Origin of the sequence: Nocardia sp. NPDC052112, from assembly GCF_040680135.1 — a bacterium.
Taxonomy (GTDB): Bacteria; Actinomycetota; Actinomycetes; order Mycobacteriales; family Mycobacteriaceae; genus Nocardia.
In genome coordinates this window covers 300,057-314,089 of sequence record NZ_JBFAWD010000007.1, presented here as the reverse complement: position 1 = coordinate 314,089, position 14,033 = coordinate 300,057, and the positions used below count along the sequence as shown (strand labels likewise).

Annotated in this window: 15 protein-coding genes and 1 pseudogene; 10 read left to right on the top strand and 6 right to left on the bottom strand. The window is 64.7% G+C overall.

Translation table 11 applies throughout. From position 1 onward, the window contains the following. Positions 1-3 precede the first annotated feature (3 nt). The 3 genes from AB0L58_RS16560 to AB0L58_RS16550 all read left to right on the top strand — a co-directional run bounded on the left by AB0L58_RS16560 (position 4) and on the right by AB0L58_RS16550 (position 1,541). Positions 4-381 carry a hypothetical protein gene (locus AB0L58_RS16560; RefSeq protein ID WP_364387302.1) on the top strand — a complete coding sequence of 126 codons (378 nt, stop codon included), beginning with the start codon at positions 4-6 and terminating at the stop codon, positions 379-381. A gap of 114 nt (positions 382-495) precedes the next feature. Then, the gene (locus AB0L58_RS16555) at positions 496-672 is read left to right on the top strand and encodes a hypothetical protein (protein WP_364387300.1); all 177 of its coding nucleotides are present in this window, start codon (positions 496-498) and stop codon (positions 670-672) included. A gap of 332 nt (positions 673-1,004) precedes the next feature. Next, positions 1,005-1,541 carry an NUDIX hydrolase gene (locus AB0L58_RS16550; protein WP_364387298.1) on the top strand — a complete coding sequence of 179 codons (537 nt, stop codon included), beginning with the start codon at positions 1,005-1,007 and terminating at the stop codon, positions 1,539-1,541. Here AB0L58_RS16550 and AB0L58_RS16545 read toward each other — a convergent pair. After that, a complete protein-coding gene (locus AB0L58_RS16545) occupies positions 1,525-2,640 on the bottom strand; it encodes a hypothetical protein (protein ID WP_364387296.1) in 1,116 nt (371 codons plus the stop codon). The two genes, AB0L58_RS16550 and AB0L58_RS16545, sit on opposite strands and share 17 nt — an antisense overlap. 394 nt (positions 2,641-3,034) lie before the next feature. On the opposite strand from AB0L58_RS16545, the gene AB0L58_RS16540 reads away from it, so the two are divergent. The 6 genes from AB0L58_RS16540 (at position 3,035) to AB0L58_RS16515 (ending at position 7,333) form a co-directional block, all read left to right on the top strand. Then, positions 3,035-3,685, top strand: a complete 651-nt coding sequence (locus AB0L58_RS16540) for a hypothetical protein (RefSeq protein WP_364387294.1) — start codon at positions 3,035-3,037, stop codon at positions 3,683-3,685. 126 nt (positions 3,686-3,811) lie between these two features. Next, positions 3,812-3,958 (top strand): hypothetical protein, encoded by a 147-nt coding sequence (locus tag AB0L58_RS16535; protein ID WP_364387292.1) that lies wholly within the window; start codon positions 3,812-3,814, stop codon positions 3,956-3,958. A 61-nt stretch (positions 3,959-4,019) separates the two neighbouring features. Next, a complete protein-coding gene (locus AB0L58_RS16530; RefSeq protein ID WP_364387290.1) occupies positions 4,020-5,387 on the top strand; it encodes a hypothetical protein in 1,368 nt (455 codons plus the stop codon). A 7-nt stretch (positions 5,388-5,394) separates the two neighbouring features. After that, complete coding sequence (cyaB, locus tag AB0L58_RS16525) at positions 5,395-5,958, top strand: class IV adenylate cyclase (protein ID WP_364387288.1); 564 nt, start codon at positions 5,395-5,397, stop codon at positions 5,956-5,958. Between the two features lie 241 nt (positions 5,959-6,199). Then, the gene (locus tag AB0L58_RS16520; RefSeq protein WP_364387600.1) at positions 6,200-6,823 is read left to right on the top strand and encodes an arsenate reductase ArsC; all 624 of its coding nucleotides are present in this window, start codon (positions 6,200-6,202) and stop codon (positions 6,821-6,823) included. Between the two features lie 177 nt (positions 6,824-7,000). Continuing rightward, the gene (locus AB0L58_RS16515; RefSeq protein ID WP_364387286.1) at positions 7,001-7,333 is read left to right on the top strand and encodes a hypothetical protein; all 333 of its coding nucleotides are present in this window, start codon (positions 7,001-7,003) and stop codon (positions 7,331-7,333) included. A 45-nt stretch (positions 7,334-7,378) separates the two neighbouring features. On the opposite strand, the pseudogene AB0L58_RS16510 reads toward AB0L58_RS16515, so the two are convergent. Further along, a pseudogene (locus AB0L58_RS16510) lies at positions 7,379-7,513 on the bottom strand (IS256 family transposase); the annotation flags it as partial. A 245-nt stretch (positions 7,514-7,758) separates the two neighbouring features. On the opposite strand from AB0L58_RS16510, the gene AB0L58_RS16505 reads away from it, so the two are divergent. After that, entirely contained in the window at positions 7,759-7,995 is a 237-nt protein-coding gene (locus AB0L58_RS16505; RefSeq protein ID WP_364387284.1) for a hypothetical protein, read from the top strand. A gap of 29 nt (positions 7,996-8,024) precedes the next feature. On the opposite strand, the gene AB0L58_RS16500 is transcribed toward AB0L58_RS16505, so the two are convergent. The 4 genes from AB0L58_RS16500 to AB0L58_RS16485 form a co-directional block, all read right to left on the bottom strand. After that, entirely contained in the window at positions 8,025-8,336 is a 312-nt protein-coding gene (locus AB0L58_RS16500) for a hypothetical protein (protein WP_364387282.1), read from the bottom strand. 16 nt (positions 8,337-8,352) lie between these two features. Further along, positions 8,353-9,834 carry a fatty acid--CoA ligase family protein gene (locus tag AB0L58_RS16495; protein WP_364387280.1) on the bottom strand — a complete coding sequence of 494 codons (1,482 nt, stop codon included), beginning with the start codon at positions 9,832-9,834 and terminating at the stop codon, positions 8,353-8,355. A gap of 92 nt (positions 9,835-9,926) precedes the next feature. Continuing rightward, complete coding sequence (locus AB0L58_RS16490; RefSeq protein ID WP_364387278.1) at positions 9,927-11,597, bottom strand: FAD-binding protein; 1,671 nt, start codon at positions 11,595-11,597, stop codon at positions 9,927-9,929. A 5-nt stretch (positions 11,598-11,602) separates the two neighbouring features. Then, positions 11,603-14,032: a CoA transferase gene (locus tag AB0L58_RS16485; RefSeq protein WP_364387276.1), complete on the bottom strand. Its 2,430-nt coding sequence runs from the start codon at positions 14,030-14,032 to the stop codon at positions 11,603-11,605. Position 14,033: the final 1 nt, after the last annotated feature.

Below are 14,033 nucleotides of genomic sequence, written 5' to 3'. Positions count from 1 at the left end.
GCCGTGACCCGAGTAGCCACACCCACCGAATCGACCCTGTCGGGAAGGTCGTTCCTGCCCGCCACACTCGACATCGCGCTGCGTTGCCCGGCCCGATCCGACTACATCGAACTGCGCTTCACCACCTCGGCGGGACCCTGGCAATGGTGCTTCCCGAAGCCGCAGCACCGATACGCCGACCCGAGCACCGCCACCTCGATCGCACTGGCATGCGGGCGATACGGCGCCCAAGCGCGACTGATCCGAGCGGGTGGACTCGGCCCCGCGCTCCCGAGCTCCGCAGCCCTGCCACTGATCCTCGCGGGCGCCCGAATTCTGGTCGAGCGCCAACTGATCAGCCCTATCTTGTCCGTGACTCCCGCCAAAGGCCCTGCCTCATAAGGAAATACCGTCGTTGCACGGGAGGGGTAACGCACCAGGCTTCAGGAGAGAAATGGCTACGTTTGTTCTGGTGCGCGGCGGCGGGCACGGTTGCTGTCGCGTGCGGGGCACGATATGTACGCGCCGACATTGTCCGGCCTGGCCGAGCGTTCACACCTGCAGTTGGACGATATCGGGCTGAACACCCACGTGCAGGACGTGGCGTCGTTGCTGCACTACGACGACCTTCGTGAGGTGATCCTGGTCGGGCACAGCTATGGCGACATGGTGATCACCGGCTCCGCCGACTGAGCCACCGGCCGAATCCACTGTCTGGTCTATCTGGACGCGGCCAACCGGGTGAGCGGTCAGTCGCTGGTCGAGGTGGCCGGGCCGGTCATCGAGGCGATCCGACCGCTCGGCACAGTGCTCGATGGTGTGGAGTTGGTGCTGTTACCGACGCAGGACGCCGCATTGTGAGCAACGCACTACTCGACATCGCCGCCACGTGAGCCGAACTGGGCAAAGTAGTTATCGGCAGCCGTGAGCGAACGGTACCGGTAGTGGCGCATCGACTGTCCGCAGCCATACGGCAGGCACGACAGGAGCAGCCCGAGGTATTCCCGCGGGCGTAGGGTCGAGCCGTGCAGCGTACCCAGTGGAAGATCCACGGTGAGAGGCTTGTAGACGAGAACCGACACATTCGGTTGTCGACTGTTGACGTCGAGTTGCCGGATGGCGTGCGGTTCACGCAGTACGTGGCGCGGATGCCGCGTTGTGCAATGACGCTGGTACTCAACGAGAACCGAGAAGCCCTGCTGATGTACCGCCACCGGTTCATCATCGACGAATGGGTGTGGGAGTTGCCCGGTGGCTATGTCGACCACGCTGAAGACATTGCGACTGCCGCTGCGCGCGAAGTGGAGGAAGAGACGGGCTGGCGGCCGAAGTCGATGGAGCGCTTGGTCACCTATCAGCCGTCAATCGGCAGCCTCGACCAACCCCAGGAGATCTATATCGCGCGGGGTGCCGACCTCACCGACACAGTGCCGGACATCAACGAAGCCGAAGACATCCGTTGGATTCCGCTCGATGACGCGGTGGCGATGATCGACCGCGGTGAGATCGTCGGCGCGGCTACCGTTGTCGCGATCTATCGCGCGCTCAGTCTCGACGTGTAGTCAGCTCGCGGACTTGTTGCCGGAAACCCTCAACGTCTGGCATCGCGGCATGGGGGCTCAGTCGCTGACGCAGGTCACCCAGGTATGCGAAGCTTCGCCGCGATGACAAACCCGCCGCGATATCCAGCGCCTGGTGACCGATACGCACGGCCTCCAGCGGGTCCTCGCTCACGCGAGCCGAAGCGAGGAGCGCCAAGTTGAAGGCGCGTCCGCGCAGGTAGCCGTAGGACATGTCGAGCGATTGTTCGGCGAACCGCGCGGTACGTGCGTCGTCTCCCAGCTCGCGGAAGCAGTGGGCAATCTTGGCGGACATGTACGCGCTGTCGAAGTAGGTCAGCCAGGCTGGCCGATCGCACGATCCTGCCTTGGCGAACGTGCGTTCGGCCGCAGTAATGGATGCGGTGCACATCGAGTCGTCAAGACGCGCGGCGTGGCCATGGGCCTCGACCATATGGCATTCCGACTCCAGCACCGCTAGTCCGGCGCTCCGAGCGGAGATTTGGGCTGCACGAGCCAGGTCCACAGCATCACCTGGTCGACCGACGTAGGTGGCCTGATGGCTCATCGCCGCAAGAATCTCCGCACCCAGACCGGGGTCTCCGGCGGCACGAGCCAGCCGCAACGCTTGGATCAAGTACCGCTGGGCAAGACCGTGTTCTTCTTGGTCGTACGCAGCCCATCCCGCAAGTTTGGTGAGTTCGGCTGTCGTGGCAAGCAATTGACGGCCGATATGCTCGGCATAGTTGCCGCGCAGCAATGGTGCAACGGAGCTGTGCAGGTATTGCACGATCGTCGGCCGCACCTTGCCGCCACCGACCTTGTTATCGAGGTCACGAAACGCCACCGTCATGGTGCGCACAGCATCGACATCACTTTGGCCAACGCGCCGGATACCTACTGAGACAGGGTGTTCCGGACCAGGCAGGGTCAGCCAGCGCATCGAGGCAGCCGGGTACACGGCAACCGCGTATGTGGCTCCCGTCAAGAACCGTCGGCGCTCCACGTCACTCCTCCACAGCGCCGCTACCGACGCCGTCGCTTCCGCCAAACTCAGCGGGAACTCCAACCCCAAATCGACCGGATCCCGGCCGCCGGACATTCCACAATCCGTCGGCGTAATCCGACGTCCGAGGGCTTCGGTCAAAACTTCAGCAATCAGTTCCGGCCCTGGCGAATTCGGTTGTTGGCCATCCAGCCATCGGCTGACCGATCGATGGTCATATGCCAGCTCGAGGCCGGTCGCACACCCTCGCTCGACAACCCGCCGTGCGAGACCCTTGTTACTGATACCGGACTCGTCGAGCAGATCGTCCAGTTCCCGGTTCGGTTGCTTGGGCTGGCGTCCCATAGCCGGAGTGTGGCATGAGCAACACCCCCCGCGCCATCCTCAGCCGGTTTCGCACACCCCCTCTGCACACCCCCACCCCATCTGCGCACACCTCCACTATTCGCACGTCTTATGCAAGTACCCGACAGCGCGCTGTCCTGAAGCTATGGAAGACATGAAACCGAAAGCCGTTGGCCTGGTACGCCCGGACAAATCCGGGTCAGCTGCACCACGGCATGCGATCGCTGTACGCCGTCACGCCGAGCATTTGGGCTACCGCTATCTGTACACGGTCCAGCCGCCCGAGCACTGTCCCGACCCGATCGGGTGCGCGCTCTATATCGCATCCGGTGTGCCCGCCGCTGCGTTGATCAGCTACGACCTGGCCACGACCGACAACACACCGGCCCGCGTGTGCGACTTCTGCACCCTCGAAACAGTGTGCCCGCCCACCACTTGGGCTGCCGCATTGCCAGGAGCCATCAATCCTGCTCACGCACATCCCGGACGCCCGTTGACGGTCGACGATTCCTATCGAATCATGCAGCAGCACATCGCTTGTCGGGCGATTGCTTGCCCTCGGAAGGCGAGCGCCTTGGACTGCCTCGTCCGCGCTGGCAAGCTCGTCCCACCCATTAGGACTCCCCGCGAACGCGCCGCCGCTCGTGGTCTGCCGTTCCCTGCGCTGGATTGCAACGCACCGCTAACCGTCGGCCCTGACATTCAAACGCTGCTGGATGTGCTCGACGGACTCACCGCTGTCGACGCTGACGTTCATGCCTTGGCCGCCCAACTCGCCAACAACCGACGCAGGTGACATGCACGGGAGCCCACAGCATGGACGAGTTCGAACCCGTGAGCGCGCTTCATGACAGCGCGGTCCAGCTCACCTCGTCTGGAAGAGGACGACGTGCGTCTGTCGGTCCACTTGCACGATGTGCGAATGGATTTCGCTGCTTGTCGTACCGCAGCATTGCTGTTCGTACAGGACTGGCGCACCTATCACTATCACGATGCCGTTGCAATCCTGCCGGGCGATACTGCCGGACTACCCCGCCTCCCGAATGAGCGCCTGTACCTCGAACCATGAACGCCATCCGACCGCCCCAGCCCGGCGGTCCCGGACTTCTCAGCGGTGCACCATGATCGGCATGACCAATCCCTTCGCCCACGAACACAAATCCGAATCCACTTATCTCGATATCGCGGCCAATGACCACGGCTACGAAAAGGGACTATTGGTCTGCCGCGCGCTCACGCGCATCCCTGAGATCGAGCCGCATTTGATCGAGATCGGCCCCGGTGGCGGTGCCGCAGTTGAATTCCTCGCCGATCAGCTTCAGGATCAGCCGAAGAAGCCACGACTTACTCTTATCGAGGCCCCGGGCATCTGCTCGCAATCGCTCGCGCGGGCGATCGACCGGTTCCACTCGGTGGGGCGATGCGCCTTGGTGCGAGGCTGGGCGCACGACCTCGCCGCTCTCGTACCTGAGCCGGTGGACGTCATCAGCGCGTCGGCACTCCTGCACGAAGTCTATTCCTACGGTGGCGCATACAACGGATTGCATTCGCTGATGCGCACGTTCCCGACGGTGTTGAAGCCCTATGGATTCTTCGTCTACCGCGACGTGTACGCCGTCGACGCTGCCTCGTTGCACGAGACGACAGTCCAGTTCTATAGCACGCAGTCGTGGTTGCAGTTCCTGCGCTTGTTCCTACCGCACTACCTGCGTGAGGGCACCCACCCCTATCATCGTCACGACGACGAGGTGACGGTTCGCCAAGACTCCCGAATCGTGCCTGCAGTGGATCTGAATGCCCACGTCTGCGCGGTCATTCGGGCACCCATCGGTTTGTTCCGTGAGGTACAACGCCACTACATCACAATGCGCGATCATATCTGGCGCTCGGGCGTACTCGGGTTCACCCCTGTGCTCGACGGCCAGCTGTCCGGCGACTGGATTGATCTGCGCTCCGGCCACAAACGCGTCCACTTCGGATTCACCGACAGCGGCTGGATGTCGGCCACCGACCGCGAGAACATATTGGCAGTCAGCGAACCTTACGCCGACCACCACGTCATCGACGGCGACATTTTCGACGCAGTCACCGATGTCGCCCTCAACCTGTTCCTCGCTGCTACCGAGACCGACGAATCCTGCGCCGACATCTGGCGAAGCTGGCTCGAGCGTGAGGGCCGCGAAACCTACGCCTACCTGACCGCCGATGAACTACTAGCTGCGTTCGCAGTCAATTCTGTTGAGGCAGAGTCTGATTCACACTCAGTGCTGATGCCGGTCATGGATTCTGATGTCGTTGTCAGGCACCGGCACTACTACAACCGCTTCCTGACCAAACAGCTACCCAACCCGCTGATGGATGCCAAGCAGATGGTCCTGTTCCAGAACATCCCAGTCGCCGACTCGGTTGCGCTGCAGCAGGCCCTCGGCACCGTTCGCGCGCATTGCTCCAAACCCAATCTGGCCCGCGTGCACACCGCCATCCACACGAGAGGATGATCCACCCATGCACCTGATCGAGGTCGAACGCAAGCGCGAACTTCCCGACAGCGAAACCCTCCTTGCTCGGCTGACCGAGCTGGGCTACAGGCAGGCCGGTCAGCTTACCGAGGTCGACACCTACTACAGCCGCCCCGACGTCGATTACATGGAAACCGTTGAGTGCCTTAGGGTTCGGCATCGCGATGGCTTCGCCGAGATCACTTACAAGCCGCCCTCAACCGCGAGCACACACAGCCACACCGACGTGATCGCGAAGCACGAAACCAACGTGATCCTCCACGGCCCCGACCAAGCCGAGGCCGCCAACCAACTCCTCGCCGCGATCGGTATGATCGAACTCGTCCGCGTCGAGAAAGCCCGGACCACCTACCGCCACCCCCACCATGACGACATCGTGGTCAGCATCGACACCGTCACCGGAGCCGGAACTTTCGTCGAAACCGAAGTCACCGCAACCGAAACCGCCGTCGCAGCCACCCAGCTCGAACAAGTTGAGACCGAACTCGGAATCGCCGACCACCCTGTGATCAACCTTCCCTACCGCGACCTCGTCATGGCGCACAGCTGACATCCGATGGCACGGTGCCGAGAGTCTGTATTTCCGTGAAACATTCCCTGCACTAAAGGTTTTCGCGATACGCGTCGTATCGAGGAGGTTTTTCGGTGGTGCGCCGCGTTGTTCGATCCGGTTCATCCCCAGTTGGTTGTTGTCGCGGGGCACCACTGTCACGCTGGCTGATGTGTATACGTCCGGGCGGACGAGCCGGGCCGGGTATGCCGAGCTGACTCCGCACTACCGACTCCTCGACATCGTGCACAGCACCGCGCTCGCGCGCGCCGAGCGACGGCTGTGCCGCGAGTTCACGATCCTGTTCGATGCCAACACGATTCACCGTTATCTACACGACTCCTACGCGCAGATCGGGCGGCAGGCGCCGGTCAGACTTTACCTGCCGCTGCTCGCCGAGCGCTTCGCCCGCCAGCGACTGCACGCCCGCGCCAAGGTGGAGGGTCGCATCGAGCACGCCGTCCCGGTGGTGCTGTTCCTGTGTTCGTTCAACGCCGGGCGGTCGCAGATGGCGCTGGGCTTCTTCGAGCATTACGCACAGGGTCGGGCGCTGGCCTGGTCCGGCGGATCGGAGCCGAGCGGAGCGCTGAACACGGCGGCGGTCGCGGCCATGGCCGAGGTAGGCGTCGATATCTCCCACGAGTTCCCCAAGGCCTGGACCGACGAAATCCTCCAAGCCGCAGACATCATCATCACCATGGGATGCGGCGACGAGTGCCCCCTGGTCCCCGGCGTCCGGAACGAAGAATGGATCGTCGACGACCCGGCCGGGCTGCCACTCGCCGAGGTCCGTCCGATCCGCGACGACATCCACCGCCGCGTACTCGACCTATTCGCCAGCCTCGACCTCCCCGTCGCCACCTGACTCCCCGGCGCACGGCAGCCGGCGGCTTCGGTTCAGGCCGAGGGGCTTTCGCCGAGTTCGAACGCGGCCGTGATCCTCGAACAGCGGGGCGCGGTGAGATGAGTGTGCGCCGATGCGCGAACTCGGAGTAATCGTCGATGCCTGTGGATTGGCCGTCGGCATCGGTAATGTAAGCGCATGATCGTTCGAATCTGGCGGGGTTGGACGACTCCCGAGAATGCCGACGCATACGAGTCGATCGTCAGCACGCGTGTTTTGCCCGCCATCGCCGAGCGCAAGCTCGTCGGCTACCACGGTGCCTACTTGCTTCGGCGTCCGCTCGCCGACGGTGAGGTCGAGTTCTCCACCATCATGCTGTTCGACTCGGTCGACGCTGTCCGGGAGTTCGTCGGCCCGGACTATGAGGTTGCGCATGTCCCGGCCGAGGCAAGGGCGGTCCTGGCGCGGTTCGACCAGCGGTCCGCCCACTACGAGACGCTGTTGACGCCGGAGGCCACGCGTCCGATGTGAGTGTTGCGGCAGTCCGGGCTGGTCGCCGATCGGTTGGCGATCCACCCGCCACCGCTGTTGGGGACTCACGAGCGTGAAAGTCATTGCCAAGGCGGCGGCCGCGCTACCGACGTCTTTGGTGACCTTCGTGCGCAGGCGGACGGTGACGCACGTGGACTCGATCGGATTCGTCGTGCGCAGCAGGAATCGGCTGATTTCGAGGTAGCCGCTGCAATGCGGGCGATAGGGCCGGGTTCTGTCGGCGGCGAGCGGGTTCCACCACGCGCAAGATCGCTGTGCTGCGCTGTAGCACCCCGTGTGGGTGCTGTCGTCCCATTGCGGGGGCCTCCGGAACTGCTCGATCGAATGACCGAATGGCGCTGAGCTATCGCTGAATCCACGAGTCAGCAGTGAACGGCGGAATGCGCGCGACCTCGGGTGGTACCGTGACCGCTCATCGCATCAACGTGGAGGATCTCATGAGCCGTGCCATGCTGAACGTCATTGCCGTCGGCGCGATCTCGCTGGCAATCGGTGTACAACCGGCGGTCGCGGCAGCGGCCCCGGACGCGTCACCGTTGAATTCCGTACCCACCATCCGAAACGAGACGACAGCTCCTTTCGACCCCATTTGCCCCCTGTGCTTCCTGCGGGAACTGATCGAGAGTGGCTCGGCGCGGTGACGTCCGGGCAGGTCGTCCCGGGTTGACCGCTAGTCGGATGCCGGGAGCGGCTTGGCTTGCTTGAGCTCCAGCACCTCGCCATCCACGGCTGGGATGCCGGGACCTGGCTTGGTGCACAGCAATTCGACTGTTGCGTCGGCGTTGGTGTAGCGCTTGCCGATCGCGGTGCCGCCGGTGGAAACTGCCGATGCGGCAACGCCGTTCCTCTCCGCCGCGGACAGCACCGCGGGTGCGCCGCCGATGGTGAGGCCGATCGGATCCGCGGGGACTTTGACGACGATCAGCTCCGTGGAATCGACCGCGCTGAAGACGCGTGTGCCGGGTTTCAGGGCCAGTGCCATGGGTGTTCCTGCCTTTCTAATGGGCGCTCAGGTCCTCGAGTACGAGCCTGCGCAGCAGCTTCCCGGTATCGGTGTGCGGCAACGACTTTCGGAAGACGATCATTTCCGGTGTTTTCGAGCCGCGCAGGCGCGAGCGCACGAGGGTGCGCAACTCTTCGCCGGTCGCGACGGCGCCCGCGCGGAGTACCACCGCCGCCGCCAGCGTTTGTCCCCACTCGTCATCAGGCGGACCGACCACACATGCCTGGGCGACCGCCGGATGCGACAGCAGGACCTCCTCGATCTCGGCGGGGGCGATGTTCTCGCCGCCGCGGATGATCGTGTCGTCGGCCCGGCCCTCGATGTACAGATAGCCGTCGGCATCGACATGGCCCCGGTCGCGGGTGCAGAACCAGCCGTCGGCGTCGAGGAGGCTGCCGGTGGCGTATTCACCGGAGATCTGTTCACCGCGTAAGAAGATGATGCCCGAACTGCCCGCAGGCAGTACCTGTCCGTTGTCGTCGCGGATCTCGATCTCGATCGTCGGGAGGACCTGCCCGGCCGCGGACAAACGGGCTCGGACCAGTGGGTCGTCGGATATCAGGGCGGCTCGGTGGTCTTCGGGGCCGAGGACTGCGATGGTCGATGCCGTTTCGGTCAGTCCGTAGGCGTTGACGAATCCGACGTCGGGAAGTCGGGTAAGTGCCTCGCGCAGTATGCGTTCGGATACTTTCGCGCCGCCGTACGAAAGGGAACGCAGCGTCGGAAGGCTCGCACCGTCGAGTCCGGCGACCGCGTCCACGATGCGCGCCAACATAGTCGGGACGACCATCGCGTTGGTCACGGCTTCCGCGCGGACCGTGTCGAGCCACACCGATGGATCGAAGGCGCGCAGGTACACCAGGCGCCGACCCGCGAACAGGTTCGACAGCATGTTGGCCACGCCTGCGACATGGTAGGGCGGCACCGATACCAGCACCGCCTCTTCGGCACCGGCACTGCCGAATTCGACGGTGCTCAGCAGGTAGGCCATCAAGTGGCGATGTCGAAGCAGTGCCGATTTCGGGGCCGCCGTCGTACCGCTGGTGTACAGCACAACCGCCACGTCGTCATCGGCGACCGGCGGGTCCACGGGTGGCGGGTCGGCGGGGAGTTCCGCCAACCAGTCGTCGAATACGGCTACCCGCCCGGCCGCCTGCACTCGTGGCGCGGTCGCCGCATCCGCAAGCACCAACGCCGTGGGTTGCCGGTCGATCAAACTGTTCAGCTGAGTGTCGTCCAATCGGTAGTTCACCGGCACGAACGGCACCCCGGCACATGCCGCGGCCAACAAGGCGACCGGCAGCAGCGGATGATTCTCCCCCGCGTACACCAGCGCCGGGTACGCAGGTAGCGTCGCCGCGCCGCGCTTGGCAAGTACACCCAGTTCGGCACCGGTGACCCGCCGCTCGGCCGCGCCGAGCAGTTCCCGGTCGGCGAAGCCCGACTCGATCATCTCGACCATCGATGAGAGATGCACGTTTTCGAAAACCTCCGCAGGGTGATCGTGCGAACGCCGCATGCCGGTCGCCGGAACGGTTTGTGCGGCAACAACCTTCGATATTCGGCGCGTTATCGGCCGGGATCCGCGCACGCATGATTCGCCGCCGCATACCCGAATACGGCCGACGCGGCGATACTCGCCCCAGCGCCTAGATACTTGCGGCCCATCACGGATGCGGTGCAGTTTCCCGTGGCATACAGCCCGCTGATCGGCGACCCGTCGGAATTCAATACCCGGGAGAACTGGTCACAGAGCAGTCCGCCGCTGGTACCGATATCTCCGGGGTACAGCGCGGCGGCATAGAACGGGCCCTTCTCGATCGGTCCCAGGCTGGGGTTCGGCTGGTGGGTCCGGTCGCCGTAGAACCGCTCATGGTCGCCCTCACCGCGATGGAAGTCCGCATCGATGCCGGTTTCGGCGAAGGTGTTGAACCGATCGATCGTCGCCCGAAGCGTATCGGCGGGGATATCGCACTGGCGCGCAAGATCTTCCAGGGTGTCACCGCGCTTCAGCACACCACTGCTGAGCAACTGCTTCGGCGTCCAGCCCGCAGGAGCCATCCCGAACGGGTAGCGCGCCCGGTGGCGGGAATCGATGATGAGCCAGGACGGAATCGCCGCGCCGTTCTCACGGTGCCGCGCGTACATCCGCTGACCGGCCTCCTGATATGAGCACGCCTCGTTGAAATATCGAAGACCCCGCGCATCGACGATGATCGATCCCGGCTTGCACCGCTCCGACAAGCACATGCCCGGGGTGCCGTCCGGCATAATCCACGAGGGCATCCACCACGCCTCGTCCAGCAGGTCGGTCGCGGCTCCGAGCCCCGCCGCGATCCGGATGACCTCCCCGGTGTCCCCCGGGTTGGCCGAGGTCCAGTCGGCACCGATGGGAAGTCCGTCCGAATGCTCCTTGCGCATCACCTCGTTGCGGGCGAAACCGCCTGCGGCGAGCAGGATTCCGTCCCGGGCACGCACGCGCACAGCGCGGCCGTCGCGGTGGATGACGGCTCCGACGACCCGGCCGTCATCGACGACGAGATCGGTCAGCGCGGACCCGGACCAGATCGGCACCTCGCGCCGCAGCAGCGCGCCCACCAACCGCGCGATCAATGCCGCGCCATTGGCCGCCAACTTCTGTCCGCGCATGCGCCCGCCGACAGTGCGCCGCCCGACCCTGGCCATCGTGGCCATGCCGATTCGCGTGCGCATCAACGACATCGGCGCCGCCTCCACGGTGTAGATCACCATGCTGCCCGCGAACCCGGGCCGGATGCGGTCGCACCACGCACCGAGCTTCTTCTTGTCGAAGATCTCCGGTTCTATCGATCTGCCTCGGGCGGATCCGCCTGCACAGCCTCGGACACCAGCGTAGTAATCGCTGTATCCTTCGCAGCGCCGGAATCGCAGGCCCTCGGATTCGAGGAAGCCGACCATATCGATCCCGGCGTTGATGTAGGCCAGTCTGCGGGCCTGCGACGACGCCGGTCCCGCGTCGCCGACGACGGTCTCGAAGTATCGCAATGCGTCGTCGATCGAATCGGATACGCCCTCGCGCTGCATGAGTGGATTATTGGGAAGCCACAGCACGCCGCCCGACATACAGGTCGATCCGCCGAGCAGGTCGGACTTCTCGACGACGAGAACATCCTTGCCGAGGGCACGGGCGCGGAGTGCGCCGACCATTCCGGCACCACTCCCGACGACCAGGAAGTCGGTCGTATGATCCCAATCGCTCATCGTCGTCACCGTTTTTTCTGAACCGAGTTGTACATGGCAGGCGCCTGCCCGATAACGCCGTCGGTTTCCAGTGCGGCGATGTCGGATTCGGTCAATCCGAGTCCCGCCAGCACTTCCCGGTTGTGTTCGCCGAGCAACGGCGCGTGGCGCACATGCCACCGCTCGGGCCGGTGTGATAAAGCGAACGGCACTGTGCTGTGCCGGACCATCGGGTTCACCGGATGCTCGACGTATTCGTAGAAGCCGCGCGACTCGAGCTGTGGCAGTTCGGCGACGCGATGCGGCTGCATCACCTTGCCCACCGGTACTCCCGCGTCCCAAAGGATTTGGACGATTTCGCTGGCGGCGCGCTTCGCACACCACGCCGCGAAGTGCTTGTCGATGAGGTCGTGCTGCGCACGACGTCCCTCGACTGTGGACAGGTCCGACGCCATCGCCCACCCTGGACTGCCGATCGCGTCGCGCAGGCCGAGCCATTGCTCGTCGGTGGCCACCGCCACCGCGACCCAGGAATCGTTGCCACCGTACTCGTCGACATCGGCGGTTCGGTAGAGGTTCTGCGGCGCTGCCGCCGGTCCCCGATTGCCCTCGCGCACCAGGAGTTTCCCGTATGCCGAGTACTCGATGACCTGTTCGGCGGCGACATTGATCGCGGCCTCCACCATCGCCGCTTCGACCAGCATGCCCTCGCCGGTCCGCCGCCGGTGCTCCAGTGCGAGCAGCAGCGCGTTGAGGGCGTGCAGACCGGCGTTCGGATCGCCGATCGTGTACGGCTCGACCGGATTCTGGTCGGGATGGCCGGTCAGCCAGGTGAGTCCGGACGCGTCCTCGATGATGTAGGCGAAGGCCGGATTATCCCGCCACGGTCCGTCGAGTCCGAATCCCGGCATCCGGACCATGATCGCGTCGGGCCGCAGGTCGCGCACCCGCTCGTAATCCAGTCCGATCTGCTCCAGCACCCGCGGGGTGTAGTTCTCGACGATCACATCGCAGCTCTGGATGAGCCGGTGCAGCACCTCGAGCCCGCGCTCGCTCCGGAAGTCCAGCGTCACACTCTTCTTATTGGTGTTCAGGCCCGAGAATATCGGCGAGCGCTCCCACCATTGTTCCTCGGTGACCGGGACACCGGCGATGAGCCTGGTGCCATCGGGCCGGGTCGTCGACTCGAGATGGATCACTTCGGCGCCGAGCATGGCGAGGAAATGTGTGCAGGACGGTCCGGCCCAGAAAGCGGTCATATCCAGCACCCGCAGGCCGCTGAAGGGAAGTTCTCGCGTACTCGCGGCGGCGGTCGTCTGCCGAGCGGCGGGGGGTGCGGCGCGATAACGTTCCCCGTGCTCGTCCAGCCGCGGGGCGGGGCCAGGTGCGCGCTGCGGCTCGGCCCCCAATCGGTAGGGCGGAGCGGGTTGCATGTACCCGTCGCGGGGATTGGTCACGAACGATCCACGCGCCTGGTAATGATCCATCCCCGCGCTGTTGTCGCCGTTGGCCACCGGGGCGTTGGGAATTCTGAATGCCGTTGCCAGGTCCCGGATTTCGTCGATGGTGTGGTCGGTGAACCATGGGGCGATCTCAGCGGCCAGGTCGGCGGCCTTCCCGCTGATCGAGAACGGCGCGCTCTCGTCGATCCACTCCGGGTGGCCGACCATCGCGCACAGGTCGAACCACTGCTGCGCGGTCCCGCAGCCGACGGCCACCATGCCGTCCTTGGCGGTTGCCACACCGGGCACCATGAGCGCGCGTCCCGGCCGCGGGAACGGCCGCCGCAACGCCTCGAAGAAGGTGACGGAATAGTAAGTCAGAGTGAGGATCTGGGTCTCGAGCATGGAGAGGTCGACCAATTCGCCGACTCCGGTGTCGAGGGTCCGCGACCGAGAGGTCAAGGTGCCCGCTGCCGCATATGCCCCGGCAACCCATTCGCCGACCTGGCCGCCGATGGCGACCGGGGCACGGTCGGGAGCGCCACGACCGAGCCCGATAATCCCGCCCGACCATGCCTGCAGTGTGAACTCGGTGGCCGGGTGGTCGCGCCAGGGACCGTGCAGGCCGAATGGGGTGATCGAGGTGACCGTGAGATGGGGATGGCGCTGCCGAATGGCTTCCGGCGCGAACGACGGCTGCTCCGCGACTCGCGATCCGCGACTCCAGATCACGGCGTCCGCCCCGGCCAAGAGTTCGTTCACGAAATCGATCGCACCGGCATCGTCGGGGTCGGCGACGACACTGCGCTTGGCGCCCGCCAGAAATCCGAACAGCGCACCGTCGGTGCCGGACGGGATGTCGGTGCCCGACGCCGACCAGGTTCGCAGCCGATCACCTTCCGGCGCTTCGACTTTGACGACCTCGGCACCGGCATCGGCGAGCAGCTTCGTACAGTAGGCTCCCGCGATCCCGCTGGAGAAGTCGACGACCACATAACCATCAAGCGGTTCCACG